13 protein-coding genes are annotated in these 13,723 nt (G+C 73.3%); 3 read left to right on the top strand and 10 right to left on the bottom strand.

What is annotated here, in order from left to right; all coding sequences use genetic code 11:
* Positions 1-27 precede the first annotated feature (27 nt).
* A complete protein-coding gene (locus JKP75_RS07635; protein ID WP_200491927.1) occupies positions 28-627 on the top strand; it encodes a nitroreductase family protein in 600 nt (199 codons plus the stop codon).
* Between the two features lie 22 nt (positions 628-649).
* A complete protein-coding gene (locus tag JKP75_RS07630) occupies positions 650-1,354 on the top strand; it encodes a class I SAM-dependent methyltransferase (protein WP_200491928.1) in 705 nt (234 codons plus the stop codon).
* On the opposite strand, the gene hisH is transcribed toward JKP75_RS07630, so the two are convergent.
* The 8 genes from hisH to hisD all read right to left on the bottom strand — a co-directional run bounded on the left by hisH (position 1,355) and on the right by hisD (position 8,582).
* Entirely contained in the window at positions 1,355-1,993 is a 639-nt protein-coding gene (hisH, locus tag JKP75_RS07625) for an imidazole glycerol phosphate synthase subunit HisH (RefSeq protein WP_200491929.1), read from the bottom strand.
* Between the two features lie 174 nt (positions 1,994-2,167).
* The gene (locus JKP75_RS07620; protein WP_200492905.1) at positions 2,168-2,608 is read right to left on the bottom strand and encodes a hypothetical protein; all 441 of its coding nucleotides are present in this window, start codon (positions 2,606-2,608) and stop codon (positions 2,168-2,170) included.
* Positions 2,609-2,724: 116 nt separating this feature from the next.
* Complete coding sequence (locus JKP75_RS07615) at positions 2,725-4,659, bottom strand: glycosyltransferase (RefSeq protein ID WP_200491931.1); 1,935 nt, start codon at positions 4,657-4,659, stop codon at positions 2,725-2,727.
* 109 nt (positions 4,660-4,768) lie between these two features.
* On the bottom strand, positions 4,769-5,368 hold the full coding sequence (locus JKP75_RS07610) for a nucleotidyltransferase family protein (RefSeq protein ID WP_200491932.1): 600 nt from the start codon (positions 5,366-5,368) through the stop codon (positions 4,769-4,771).
* Between the two features lie 7 nt (positions 5,369-5,375).
* Positions 5,376-5,552 (bottom strand): hypothetical protein, encoded by a 177-nt coding sequence (locus JKP75_RS07605; protein ID WP_200491933.1) that lies wholly within the window; start codon positions 5,550-5,552, stop codon positions 5,376-5,378.
* Positions 5,553-5,555: 3 nt separating this feature from the next.
* On the bottom strand, positions 5,556-6,164 hold the full coding sequence (gene hisB, locus JKP75_RS07600; RefSeq protein ID WP_091767363.1) for an imidazoleglycerol-phosphate dehydratase HisB: 609 nt from the start codon (positions 6,162-6,164) through the stop codon (positions 5,556-5,558).
* 4 nt (positions 6,165-6,168) lie between these two features.
* On the bottom strand, positions 6,169-7,272 hold the full coding sequence (locus JKP75_RS07595) for a histidinol-phosphate transaminase (protein ID WP_207146593.1): 1,104 nt from the start codon (positions 7,270-7,272) through the stop codon (positions 6,169-6,171).
* A gap of 5 nt (positions 7,273-7,277) precedes the next feature.
* Positions 7,278-8,582 carry a histidinol dehydrogenase gene (gene hisD / locus JKP75_RS07590; RefSeq protein WP_200491934.1) on the bottom strand — a complete coding sequence of 435 codons (1,305 nt, stop codon included), beginning with the start codon at positions 8,580-8,582 and terminating at the stop codon, positions 7,278-7,280.
* A gap of 68 nt (positions 8,583-8,650) precedes the next feature.
* Between hisD and JKP75_RS07585 the strand changes: the two genes are divergently transcribed.
* Positions 8,651-9,472, top strand: a complete 822-nt coding sequence (locus JKP75_RS07585; protein ID WP_200491935.1) for an LON peptidase substrate-binding domain-containing protein — start codon at positions 8,651-8,653, stop codon at positions 9,470-9,472.
* Here the strand turns inward: JKP75_RS07585 and JKP75_RS07580 are convergent.
* Together JKP75_RS07580 and dnaE are read right to left on the bottom strand one after the other, a co-directional pair.
* The gene (locus JKP75_RS07580; RefSeq protein WP_200491936.1) at positions 9,465-10,055 is read right to left on the bottom strand and encodes a DUF2567 domain-containing protein; all 591 of its coding nucleotides are present in this window, start codon (positions 10,053-10,055) and stop codon (positions 9,465-9,467) included. The two genes, JKP75_RS07585 and JKP75_RS07580, sit on opposite strands and share 8 nt — an antisense overlap.
* The gene (dnaE, locus tag JKP75_RS07575; protein ID WP_200491937.1) at positions 10,052-13,609 is read right to left on the bottom strand and encodes a DNA polymerase III subunit alpha; all 3,558 of its coding nucleotides are present in this window, start codon (positions 13,607-13,609) and stop codon (positions 10,052-10,054) included. Before dnaE ends, JKP75_RS07580 begins: the two co-directional genes overlap by 4 nt.
* Positions 13,610-13,723: the final 114 nt, after the last annotated feature.

The raw sequence follows: 13,723 nt of genomic DNA, 5'->3' as shown, positions 1-13,723 counted from the left end.
ATCGGAGTTCTGCGGCAGGCTGTCGCCGTGGAGTTCGCAGAGGTGGTCCGCCGCCGTCGCATGGTGCGCGACTACGACCCCGACCGGCCGGTGCCGCCGGAGGTGCGGGAGCGGCTGCTGGCGCACGCCATCCGGGCGCCCTCGGCCGGGTTCAGCCAGGGCTGGGCGTTCCTGGTGCTGGAGGACGACGAGGACCGGGACCGCTTCTGGACGGCGACCACCGACGCCGGCGCGCCGGACGCCTGGCTGACGCGGATGCGCCGGGCGCCGCTGCTGGTCGTGCCGTTCGCGAACAAGCAGGCCTACCTCGACCGGTACGCCGAGCCGGACAAGGGCTGGACCGACCGCGACGAGGCGCGCTGGCCGGTGCCGTACTGGGACGTCGACGCCGGGATGGCGTCGCTGCTCGTGCTGCTGACCGCCGTCGACGAGGGGCTCGGCGCCTGCTTCTTCGGCGTGCCCGGGGACAAGGTGGACGCGCTGCGCGCCGCGTTCGGGGTGCCCGGGGAGTACCGGCCGGTCGGCTGCCTGTCGATCGGCTACCCCGGCGAGGGCGACCGCCGCTCCCCCTCGCTGCGGCGCGGGCGACGCGGCCTGGACGAGGTCGTGCACCGCGGCCGGTGGTGACCCGCGCCACTAGGGTCGCCCGGTGACCGACGAGCTCTGGCGCCCCTACGAGTCCATGGCCGACGAGTTCCTGGCGCACGCCGAGGACGGCGCCTACAACGCCCACTACGACCGGCCGGCCGTGCTGGAGCTGCTGGGCGACGTCACCGGCCTGCGGGTGCTGGACGCCGGGTGCGGGCCGGGCCTCTACGCCGAGGAGCTGCTGGCGCGCGGCGCGGAGGTCGTCGGCTTCGACGCCAGCAGCGCCATGGTGGAGCTGGCGCGGGCGCGGGTCGGCGACCGCGCCGAGATCCGCGTCGCCCGGCTGGACGAGCCCCTCCCCTACCCCGACGCCTCCGTCGACCTGGTCGTCTGCGCCCTCGCGATCCACTACGTCGCGGACGAGCGCGCCGCCTTCGCCGAGATGCGCCGGGTCCTGAAGCCCGGCGGTGCTGCCGTCGTCTCCACCCAGCACCCGACCACCGACTGGCTGCGCAAGGGCGGCTCCTACTTCGACCGCGTCCTGGAGACCGACGCCTGGTCGATGCTGTCGGGGCGGCACGAGGTGCAGTTCTGGCGCGAGCCGCTGTCCGACCTCTGCGCCGCGGCCACCGACGCCGGGTTCGTCATCCAGCGGCTGGTCGAGCCGCGGCCGCCGGAGAGCATGCGGCAGCGCTGGCCCGAGGAGGCCGCGAAGCTGAGCACCCGCCCGGGCTTCCTCGCCCTGCGGCTGCTCGCGCTGCCCTGATCAGGCGAGCGTGCCCAGCCAGTTGGTGAGCAGCTGGGCGCCGGCGTCGCCGCTCTTCTCCGGGTGGAACTGCGTCGCCGACAGCGCGGTGTTCTCGATGCCCGCGACGAACCGGTCGCCGTGCTCGGCCCAGGTGACCTTCGGCTTGGGCAGCGGCGAGGGCAGGTCGTCCTGACCGAGGGTGAACTCGCGGACGCCGTAGGAGTGCACGAAGTAGAAGCGCTCGTCCTCGATCCCGTCGAAGAGCACGCTGCCGGGGGCGACGTCGACGGTGTTCCAGCCCATGTGCGGCAGCACCGGGGCCCGGAGCGGCTCGACGACGCCGGGCCACTCGCCGCAGCCCTCCGCATCGTGACCGTGCTCGACGCCGCGCTCGAAGAGGATCTGCATGCCGACGCAGATGCCGAGCACCGGACGACCGCCGGCCAGCCGGCGGTCGATGATCCGCGCGCCGTCGACGGCCTTGAGGCCCTCCATGCACGCGGCGAACGCGCCGACGCCGGGGACGACGAGACCGTCGGCCTCGAGCGCGGTCTGCGCGTCGGAGGTGACGGTGACGTCGGCCCCCACCCGCGCGAGCGCGCGCTCCGCCGAGCGCAGATTGCCCGACCCGTAGTCGAGGACCGCCACCTTCTTCACGCCTGCCACGCTACCGACCAGCGCAGCGGCCCCGCCGGGGATTCCCCCGAGGCGCTGCGACGGCCACCACCAGCCCACCGGTCGCGCGGATGCGCACGAGCGTGGTCTCCGGCGGGCGGGAGGCCACGCTCGTGCGCATGCGGGCGCACCGGCTGCCCGGCCGGGGCACGGGCCTCAGCGCGAGGTGCTCCAGGCGATGAAGAACTCCGCGAAGGCCGCCATGGCCGGCGGGAAGGACAGCACCAGGAAGGCCGCGGCCACGCGGTCCCAGCGCCACAGCCGACCGACCGGCCCCGGGGCGGAGTCACCCATCCGGGCGCGGTCGGACTGCCAGGCCTCCACCCGGCGCCACTCGGGCGCCCCGCCGCACGCGACGGCGAGCACCCCGGCCACCGCCAGCGCCCCGAGCAGCGGGATCGATCCGGCGATCACCAGTCCGGCCCCGGCGGAGCCCGCGAGGAAGCCGGTGACGGTCACCGCCCGCAGGCAGAAGACCGCCCCGTAGGCGGCGAGCAGCAGCGCGAACCCCGGCAGCAGCGCGTCCTGCCAGGGCCGGCCGGCGACCAGCAGCCCGCCCGCGACCGCGCCGACTGCGAGCAGCGCGGCCGCGCTCACCCGGCCCAGGGGAACGGACCGAGGTGCGGCGCCGGCAGCGACCGGAGACGCATCGACCGGGGAGACGGCGGTGCGCCGCCGGTGCGGAAGCGGAGCGAGCGGCGACGGCACGGTGGTCACTGGTCGTCCGCCCGGTCGGTGGCGGTCGCCGCCGGGCCGGGGGCGACGTGGCTGGACAGCCCGTGCGTCGTCTTCTCCCAGTAGAACGGCTTGGTGACCAGCTGCCAGGCCGCCTTGTAGGCCGCGACCGAGTGCAGCAGCCAGTACAGCGGGGACAGCAGCGCGAAGGGCACCAGCCGGTAGTTGCGCCGCTTGAACCCGGCGAGCAGCGACAGGTAGATGATCACGCCGTTGCCGAGCAGCAGGTTGCCCAGGCTGACCGTCACCAGCCACTGCGGCAGGGCGGACACCAGCAGCCCGGGCCGGACGAGGTCCACGACGAACAAGGCGTACAGCCAGGGCGTGGCCAGGAACATCAGCGGGGTGCCGCCGATGAGCAGGGCGAACCCGGCGGTCTGCCGGGCCCCGACGCTGCGGAAGAGCGCCACCGGCCGGCGGCTGTGCACCAGCACCGTCTGCATGTAGCCCTTGACCCAGCGGCTGCGCTGCCGGATCCAGTTGCCGACGGCCATGTTGGCCTCTTCGTACGTCGTGGAGTTGACGACGGCGACCCGGTAGCCGCGGGCCGAGGCGCGGATGCCCAGGTCGGCGTCCTCGGTGACGTTGTAGGGGTCCCAGCCGCCGAGCTCGCGCAGCGCGCCGGCCCGGAAGTGGTTGCTGGTGCCGCCGAGCGGGATCGGCAGCCGCAGCTTGTCCAGGCCGGCCAGCGTGTAGTCGAACCACGAGGAGTACTCGAGGGTGAACATGCGGGTGAGCACGTTCTCGGTGGCGTTGAAGTAGTTCAGCGCGGCCTGCACGCACGCCAGGTCCTCGCCGCCCTTGCCGAACGCGACGACGGCCTTCTTCAGCTGGTCGGGGTCCGGGCGGTCCTCGGCGTCGTAGATGACCACGAACTCGCCGCGGGCGAAGGTCAGGCCCACGTTGCAGGCCCTCGGCTTGGTCTTGGGCAGCGAGTGCGGGACCACGATGATCCGGACGATGTCCGGCGGGGCGGCGGCCAGCGCGGCGGCGAGGGTCTCCTCGTCGTCCTCCTCGAGCAGCAGGAGGATCTCCACCTTCTCCCGCGGGTAGTCCAGCGCGGCGAGGTTGCGCATGAGCAACCCGACGATCCCGGCCTCCTTGTAGACCGGCACGAGGATCGAGTACCGCGGCAGGTCGGCGTCGACGAGCGCGGCGACCTCCTCGTCGGTGACCTGCTCGACGGTCTCGTACGCGGTGCCGACCGTGCTGATCAGGGCCTTCGCGCCCACGGCGAGCGCGACGGAGACGTTGAGCACCGCCACGACGACGAGCGCCGTGGCGGAGAACCACAGGACGGCCGACAGCGTGGTGCCCGCGACCAGGCCGACGGCGAGCGCGATCTGCCACCACACGAACACCTGCGACGCGGACTCAGCGGGGCGCTGCTCGGCCAGCGCGCGCACCGAGGTGTGCACCAGCTCGTCGCGCCAGGCGGTGCGCAGGCCGCGGTGCACGTCCCAGTCGGAGGTCACCACCTGCCGCACCCGGGGGATGCCGGTGCGGGCGGCGACCTCGTCGGCGATGTGCACCGACGGGCGACCGGCGACGGCGACGACGACCTGCCGGCCGCCGTCGGCAGACTGCTCGATCCGCACCGGCAGCCACAGCTCGCGGGCGAGCAGATCGGCGGGGAACAGCCGGGCGAGCTCCGGGTCGACGTCGTCGGAGTCGAGGAAGGTGATGTCGGCGCCCCACACCTGGGCGAGCGCGGTGTAGAGCTGCCGGCGGGTGATCGCTCCCCGCGCGAGCAGGACGGCACCGAGGGGTTCACCGACCTGCCGGTGGCCGTCGAGGGCCTCGCGCAGCTGGTCGCGGGTGATCACGCCCTGCTCGAGGAGCACGTCACCGAGGCGGAGCTGCGCGTCGGCCGACCGTGGGTCGGCCGGGGCGGCGGGCAGCGACTGCTGCATGCGGAGGACCATGATCATCTGGTCGTCCCGCGGCGGCCCGCAGCCGAGCGGACGCAGATGATCATCACCCGGATGAGGGAGAGGCACCCCGGCCCGGGGTGCGCCCGGGTCAGCGGTGCGGTATCGGTACCGCCGCGTCCCACGGCAGCACGGTCAGCTCCGGCCACTCCCCCAGCCAGCGCGCCGCCTTGGCCTCGTAGACCGCCCGCGGCGCCAGCCGCGGGTTGGGGCGCACGACCAGCCCGAACAGGTCGTCGAGCCCGTACGGCGCGTACACCCGCGGCTCGCCGGAGGCGTCCACCGTGACGCCCACGGCGCAGCAGACCGCGGCGAAGGAGTCGATGGCGTCGGCGCAGTCGCGGAACGGCGGGGCCGGCGTCCCGAAGTGGTCGGCGTACCAGAGGTGCACCCGCGCCTCGTTGCGGATCTCCACGGGCACGGGCAGGTCGGCGAACAGCTCCGCCCCGGCCCGGATGACGACGTCCTCCGCCTCCCACGAGGTGTCCTCGTCGAAGTAGAAGAGGTCGGCGTCGCGGATGCCGGTCCCGGGCGGGCGGCCGGTGAGGTCGTTCCACACCGTCTGGAACAGCACCCCGGCGGTGAGCCACCAGTCGGCCACGCCCAGGGCCGGCGCCCGGTCGAGCACCGCCGCGACCGTCGGGTCGGCGAGCACGGTGCGCAGGAGGCGCTGCTCGTCCGCCCCGCTCATCCGCGGGTCAGACGAGCCGGAGCACGCCCGCCGCGGACGCCAGCAGCGCCGCCAGCAGCAGGACGACGGCGAACACCACCTGCGGGGTGCTCCGGCGGGGGTCGTCCTCGTCGACGCTCCAGATGCTCCACGCGCCGCCGAGGAGGAAGCCGCCGAACACCAGCAGGATCAGCCCGGAGTTCACCGGTTACAGGGCACCCTTGGTCGAGGGCACGTCGGTGACGCGGGGGTCCAGCGCCACGGCCTGGCGCAGCGCGCGGGCCAGCGCCTTGAACTGGCCCTCGACGATGTGGTGGGCGTCCCGGCCGGCGTAGAGCACCCGCACGTGCAGGCTGATCCGCGCGTTGAACGCGAACGACTCGAGCACGTGCTTGGTCAGCGACGTCGGGTAGTCCGGCCCGATCATCGGCGTCATGCCTTCGGGCTCGGCGTGCACGAAGTACGGCCGGCCCGACAGGTCGACGGCGGCCTGCGCCAGCACCTCGTCCATCGGGATGGTGGCGTCGCCGTACCGCGTGATGCCGCGCTTGTCGCCCAGGGCCTCGGCGAACGCCTGGCCGAGCGCGATCGCGACGTCCTCGACGGTGTGGTGCGCGTCGATGTGCAGGTCGCCGTCGGCCTGCACCGTGAGGTCGATGCCGCTGTGCTTGGACAGCGCGGTGAGCATGTGGTCGTAGAAGCCGACGCCCGTGCTGATCGAGCTGGTGCCCGTGCCGTCGAGGTCGAGCTCGACGACCAGCTTGGTCTCGCTGGTCGCGCGCTCCACCCGGGCGGTGCGACGTGCAGGTGCGGTCATGAGCTCAGTCTCCCAGAACGAGGCGGTGATCCGGCGCGACCTCACCCAGCGCGGTGAGGAAGGCGTCGGTCTCGGCGGCGGTGCCGGCGGTGACCCGGAGCCAGCCGGGCAGCCCGACGTCGCGGACCAGCACGCCGCGGTCGAGCAGCGCCTGCCAGGTGGCGGGCGCGTCGGCGAACCGGCCGAAGAGCACGAAGTTGGCGTCGCTGGGCACGCTGGTCAGGCCCAGCGCCGGCAGCGCGGCGACGATCCGGTCCCGCTGCGCCCGCACCGCGTCCACCGTCGCCAGCAGCGCGTCGGTGTGCGCCAGCGCGGCCCGCGCGGCGGCCTGGGTGAGCGAGCTCAGGTGGTAGGGCAGCCGCACCAGCTGCAGCGCGTCGACGACGGCGGGGTCGGCGGCGAGGTAGCCCAGCCGCAGCCCGGCCATCCCGAACGCCTTGCTCATCGTCCGGCTCACGATCAGCCGCGGCCGCCCCGGGAGCAGGGTCAGCGCCGACGGCGTCCCGGTGCGGGCGAACTCGGCGTAGGCCTCGTCGACGACCAGCACGCCCGAGGTCGCCTCGTACAGCGCCTCGATCGTGGCCAGCGGGACGGCGGTGCCGGTCGGGTTGTTCGGGCTGGTCACGAAGACGACGTGCGGCGCCACCTCGCGCACCTGGGCGACGGCGGCGGCCGGGTCGATCGTGAAGTCCGCCCGCCGGTGCCCGTCCACCCAGCCGGTGCCGGTGCCCGCCGAGATGATCGGGTGCATCGAGTACGACGGCGTGAAGCCCAGCGCGGTGCGGCCCGCCCCGCCGAAGGCCTGCAGGATCTGCTGGAGCACCTCGTTGGAGCCGTTGGCCGCCCACACCTGCGCCGGGTCGACCGGCGTCCCGGCCGACCGGGTGAGGTAGGCGGCGAGGTCGGCGCGCAGCTCGACGGCGTCCCGGTCGGGGTAGCGGTTGAGCTCCAGCGCCGCGTGCCCGAGCGCCGCGCCGAGGTCGGCGAGCAGCTCGTCGGGCAGCGGGTGCGGGTTCTCGTTGGTGTTCAGCCGATGCTGCGCCGGCACCTGCGGGGCGCCGTAGGGCGTGCGCCCCCGCAGCTCCGGCCGCAGCGGGAGCTCGTCCATCGACGTCACGTGCGCTGCCGGATCCGGACCGCGGCGGCGTGCGCGGGCAGGTCCTCGGCACCGGCGAGGGCGTCGATGTGCCCGGCGACGCCGGCGAGCGCCTGCTCGTCGTACTCGATGACGTGGATGCCGCGCAGGAAGGACTGCACCGACAGGCCGCTGGAGAACCGCGCGCAGCCGCCGGTGGGCAGCACGTGGTTGGAGCCGGCGGCGTAGTCGCCGAGCGACACCGGCGACCAGGCGCCGACGAAGACCGCGCCGGCGTTGCGCACCCGGCCGGCGACGGCCCGGGCGTCCCGGGTCTGGATCTCGAGGTGCTCGGCGGCGTAGGCGTCGACCACGCGCAGCCCGGCGTCGATGTCGTCGACCAGGACGATGCCGGACTGGCTGCCGTGCAGCGCCGTGTTGATCCGGTCGGAGTGCTTGGTGGCGGCGACCTGCCCCGGCACGAGCGCGAGGACGGCGTCGGCGAGCGCCTCGCTGTCGGTGACCAGCACCGCTCCGGCGAGCGGGTCGTGCTCGGCCTGGCTGATCAGGTCGGCCGCGACGTGCGCGGGGTCGGCGGTCTCGTCGGCGAGGATCGCGACCTCGGTGGGGCCGGCCTCGGAGTCGATGCCGATGATCCCGCGCAGCAGCCGCTTGGCAGCGGTCACGTAGACGTTGCCGGGGCCGGTGACCATGTCCACCGGCTCGCAGGAGCCCGCGCCGTACCCGAAGACGGCCACGGCCTGCGCCCCACCGACGGCGTAGACCTCGGTGATGCCCAGCAGCGCGCAGGCGGCCAGGACGCCCGGGTCGGGCAGGCCGCCGTGGTCGCGCTGCGGCGGGGAGGCGACGGCGATGGACTCCACGCCGGCGATCTGCGCGGGGACGACGTTCATGACCACGCTGGACAGCAGCGGGGCGAGGCCGCCGGGGACGTACAGCCCGACCCGGCGGACCGGGACCCAGCGCTCGGTGACCGTCCCGCCGGGCACCACCTCGGTGGTGACGTCGGCGCGGCGCTGGTCGGCGTGCACCCGCTGGACCCGCGCGATCGCCTCCTCCAGGGCGGCACGCAGCGTCGGGTCGCACTCGGCCAGCGCGCGGTCCAGTGCCGCCTGCGGGACGGCGAAGTCCTCGTTGTCCACGCCATCGAGCCGCGCGGTGATCTCGCGGACCGCCTGGGCGCCCCGGATGCGCACGTCCTCGCACAGCGGTCGGACGGTGGCCAGGACGGAGTCGATGTCGGTGGCGGCGCGCGGCAGCAGGCCGGCGAGCTCGCGGAATCCCGGCAGCGCGGTTCCGCGCAGGTCGATGCGGGCGAGCACGGGTTGCCTCCGGGAGGGGTGGGGTGGGACGGAGTCCCAGCGTAGTCAGCGGCCCGTAGGCTGCCGGGATGGGTGAGTTGATCCCGCTGTTCCCGCTCGGCACTCCCCTGTTCCCCGGTGTCGTCCTCCCGCTGCACGTCTTCGAGCCGCGCTACCGGCGGCTGGTGCTCGACCTGCTGGCGATGCCGGAGGAGAGCGAGCAGCGGTTCTTCGGTGTCGTCGCGATCCGGCAGGGCTGGGAGGTCGAGCGCGTGGCGCCGGCCGAGGCGCTGTACGACATCGGCTGCACCGCGCGGCTGCAGCTGGTGCGCCCGCAGGCCGACGGCGGCTTCCGCATCGTCACCGTGGGCGGCGACCGGTTCCGGCTGCGCGACGTCGTCGTCGGCGAGGACCCGCCCTACCTGCAGGGCGAGGTCGAGTGGCTCGCCGACGAGGAGGCGGCCGAGGAGGCCGCGGGCGACGCCGACGGCCTGGCCCTCCCCGGCACGGCGACCGCGCAGGGCCCGGCCGAGTGCGACGAGGACCTCGACGCGGTGGCCGCCTCGGTCGCCCGGGGCTCGCTGGCGGTGCTGGCCTCGGGCGTGCAGGAGCTGTTCACCGACTACGTCGACGAGGTCGCCGACCTCGGGGCCGGCAGCGGCGGGGAGGACGCCGAGCGGGCCGCACTGCTCGCGGCGGTGGCCGACGACCCCGCGGCGCTGTCCTGGCTGGTCGCCTCGGCGGCGCTGCTCACCACCGAGGACCGGCAGGTGCTGCTGGCCGAGTCGACCACCCGGCGCCGGCTGGCGGCGGAGACGCGGCTGCTGCGGCGCGAGCTCACGCTGCTGCGCGAGCTGGGGGCGGTCCCGGCACCGCTGCAGCGCTTCGCCACCCCCATGACGGTCAACTGACCGGGGGCGTCCCCGTCCGGCCCAGGCCGTCGTCGGCGTTGATCACCACGCCGACCACGTACCCCAGCAGCGCGACGAACGGCGCCACGGCGAGCGCGGCCAGCGCCCCCAGGTCCAGGCCGGTGGTGACCGTGCCGCCGACGTCGGCCAGCTCGGCCGCCGTCGGCCCCTCGCCGAACAGCTCGCCGACCAGCCAGGCCACCACCCCGCAGGCGGTCGCCCCCAGTGCGAGGGCGACGAGCAGGGCGACGCCGCGGTGGCGGCGCAGCAGCCAGGCGACGACGCCGGCGAGCAGCCCGACCACGGCCATGACCAGCACGAAGACGGCGTCGTCGGCCACCAGCAGCTCCGCGGACGGGGAGCCGACCACGACCGGGCCGTCCTCGGTGATCCGGAAGTCCGCCCGCGGCGCGAGCAGCCACCACACCAGCCCGGCCGGCACGCCGGCCGCGGCCAGACCCAGGACCAGCCAGACCGCGGCGCGCAGGTCCGCGCGCAGCTCCTGCCGGGGCTGCCAGCGGTCGGTGGCCGCCGCCGCCGCGACGAGGTCGGGCAGCACCGGTGCCGGCGGCGGGGTGGTCACAGGATCGCGACGCTGGTGGGCCCGAGCAGCGCCTTGATGTCGCCCATCAGCGCGGTGCTCGGCCGGACCCGGAGGCCCTGGTCCAGGCGCAGCACGGTCTCGCGGCTGCCGTTGACCAGCTTGAGCTGCACCTCGGTGGTGCCCGGGTGGCTGCCCAGGACCTCGCGGAGACGTTCCACCACCGGCGGGGTGCAGCGCGCGGCCGCCATCGAGACCAGCACCGGGCCGCGCGGCCCCTCGGTCAGCTCGGGCAGCGTCACCTCGGAGCCGAACAGCGAGGGCTGGTCGTCGCGGCGGCTGATCCGGCCCTTGACCACGACGATCTGGTCGCGGACGACCTTCTCCGAGACCTCCGCCCAGGTCTTGGGGAAGAAGAGCACCTCGATGCCGGACTCGAGGTCCTCCAGCGTCGCGATCGCCCAGGGCGCGCCCTGCTTGTTGGTGCGCGGCGAGACCGCGGTGAGGATGCCGGCGATGGTGACGTTCGCGCCGTCCTCGACCCCGCCGGCGTTGATCTCGGCGATCGGGGTGTCGGCGTTCTGGGCGAGCACGTGCTCCACGCCGTGCAGCGGGTGGTCGGAGACGTAGAGGCCGAGCATGTCCCGCTCGAACACCAGCCGCTCGCTCTTCGACCAGTCGGCGGTCGGGATGACGATGTCCAGCGCGCTGCCGAACGGGTCCTCGGCCGCGTCACCCTCGCCGAAGCTGCCGAACAGGTCGAACTGGCCCTCGGCCTCCTTGCGCTTGAGCCCCATCGCCGAGTCCACGGCCTGCGCGTGGATGGCGACGATGCCCTGCCGCGAGTGCCCCATGGAGTCGAAGGCGCCGGCCTTGGCCAGGGACTCGATGACCTTCTTGTTGCAGGCCACCGTGTCGATCTTCTTCATGAAGTCGGGGAAGTCCTTGAACGCGCCCTTCTCCTCGCGCGTCTTGACGATCGAGTCGACGACGTTGGTCCCGACGTTGCGCACCGAGGCCAGGCCGAAGCGGATGTCGTTGCCGACGGCGGTGAAGTCCCAGGAGGACTCGTTGACGTCCGGCGGCAGCACCTTGATGCCCATCCGGCGGCACTCGGCCAGGTAGACCGGCCGGCGGTCCTTGTCGTCCTGCACGCTGGTGAGCAGGCCGGCCATGTACTCGGCCGGGTAGTTCGCCTTGAGGTAGGCCGTCCAGTAGGAGATCAGGCCGTAGGCCGCCGAGTGCGCCTTGTTGAACGCGTAGTCGGCGAACGGGACCAGGATGTCCCAGAGCGTCTTGATCGCCGCGGCGGAGAAGCCGTTGGCCTTCATGCCGGCCTCGAACCCGACGAACTCCGCGTCCAGGACGGACTTCTTCTTCTTGCCCATCGCCCGGCGCAGCAGGTCGGCCTTGCCGAGGGAGTACCCGGCGACCTTCTGCGCGATCGCCATGACCTGCTCCTGGTACACGATCAGGCCGTAGGTGCCGCCCAGGATCTCCTCGAGCGGCTCGGCCAGCTCGGGGTGGATCGGCGTGATCTCCTGCTGGCCGTTCTTGCGCAGCGCGTAGTTGGTGTGCGAGTTCGCACCCATCGGGCCGGGCCGGTAGAGCGCGCCGACGGCGGAGATGTCCTCGAAGTTGTCCGGCCGCATGAGCCGCAGCAGCGAGCGCATGGGGCCGCCGTCGAACTGGAAGACCCCGAGCGTCTCGCCCCGGGAGAGCAGGGCGTAGGTCGCCGGGTCGGTGAGGTCCTTGCTGATCTCGTCGAGGTCGACCGGTTCCTTGCCGTTGATCACGATGTTGCGCAGCGCGTCGTCGAGGACGGTGAGGTTGCGCAGGCCCAGGAAGTCCATCTTGAGCAGGCCGAGCGTCTCGCAGGTCGGGTAGTCGAACTGCGTGATGACCGCGCCGTCGGCCTCGCGGCGCATGATCGGGATGGAGTCGATCAGCGGGTAGCGGCCGATGATGACGCCGGCGGCGTGCACGCCCCACTGCCGCTTCAGGCCCTCGAGCTTCTTCGCCTGGTCGACGACCTCCGCGGCACCGGGGTCGGACTCGTAGCGGGCGCGGAACTCCGCGGCCTCCTTGTAGCGGGGGTGCGCCGGGTCGAAGACCCCCGACAGCGGGATGCCCTTGCCCATGACGTCCGGCGGCATGAGCTTGGTGAGCTCGTCCCCGACCGAGTAGGGCCGGTCGAGCACGCGGGCGGCGTCCTTGATCGCGGCCTTGGCCTTGATCGTCCCGTAGGTGACGATCTGGCTGACCCGCTCCTCGCCGTACTTCTCCGACACGTACCGGATGACCTCGCCGCGGCGGCGGTCGTCGAAGTCGATGTCGACATCGGGCATGGAGACGCGCTCGGGGTTGAGGAACCGCTCGAAGATCAGGCCGTGGGCCAGCGGGTCGAGATCGGTGATGCCCATCGCGAACGCGGCCAGCGAGCCGGCGGCCGAGCCACGGCCGGGGCCGACGCGGATGCCGTTGTCCTTGGCCCAGTTGATGAAGTCGGCGACCACGAGGAAGTACCCCGGGAAGCCCATCTGGCAGATGATCCCGGTCTCGTAGTCGGCCTGCTTGCGGACGTGGTCCGGGATGCCGTTGGGGTAGCGCTTGTGCAGCCCGCGCTCCACCTCCTTGATGAACCAGGAGGTCTCGTCCTCCCCCTCGGGCAGGGGGAAGCGCGGCATGAGGTCGGCGCCCTCGGTGAAGGTCACCTCGCACTGCTCGGCGACCAGCAGCGTGTTGTCGCAGGCCACCGCCAGCTCACCGGGGAACAGCGCACGCATCTCCGCGGCGCTCTTCAGGTAGTAGCCGTCGCCGTTGAACCGGAAGCGGTTGGGCTCGTTGAGCCGCGAACCGGTCTGGATGCACAGCAGGGCGTCGTGGGCGGCCGAGTCCTCCTTGTGCGTGTAGTGCAGGTCGTTCGTGGCCAGCAGCGGGATGCCGAGGTCCTTGGCGATCGCCATCAGCGCCGGGCGGGTCTTCTTCTCGATGGACAGGCCGTGGTCCATCAGCTCGGCGTAGAAGTTCTCCTTCCCGAAGATGTCCTGGAAGTCCGCCGCCGCCTGGCGCGCCTTGTCCTCCTTGCCCGCGCGCAGCCACATGTTGACCTCGCCCGACGGGCAGCCGGTCGTGGCGATCAGGCCCGCGCCGTAGCGCTCGAGCAGGTCGCGGTCGAAGCGCGGCTTGCGGTACTGCCCCTCGAGGCTGGCCAGCGAGGAGATGCGGAAGAGGTTGTGCATCCCCTCGGTGGTGCGGGCCAGCAGCGTCATGTGCGTGTACGCCGCCTTGCCCCGGTTGGAGCCGCCGTCGCCCTCCTCGTCGAGGAGCTTGTCGCCGAAGTCGAACGGGGCGCGGTCGAACCGCGAGCCCGGGGTGTAGTACCCCTCCATGCCGATGATCGGCTTCACGCCCGCGCTGGTGGCCTGCTTGTAGAAGTCGTAGGCCCCGAAGACGTTGCCGTGGTCGGTCATGGCCAGCGCCGGCATGCCCTGCTCGGCGGCCGCCTTCGTCACCTCGGGCAGCTTGGCCGCACCGTCGAGCATCGAGTACTCGGTGTGCACGTGCAGGTGCGCGAACGAATCGGACGAACTCACGGGCGGTCGGTGCTCCTCGGTGGTCGTGCGTGCCCGGCCGGCGGTCCTCCGGTGGGCGACCGGTGGGGAAGACCGGTGTGCGAGGCCTCGGGAGAGGTGGCTCGGGGTGCCCTC

The organism is Blastococcus sp. TML/M2B, from assembly GCF_016612865.1.
Taxonomy (GTDB): Bacteria; Actinomycetota; Actinomycetes; order Mycobacteriales; family Geodermatophilaceae; genus Blastococcus.
The sequence above is the reverse complement of the archived record's forward strand: the minus strand, read 5'-3'. Positions and strand labels throughout refer to the sequence as shown.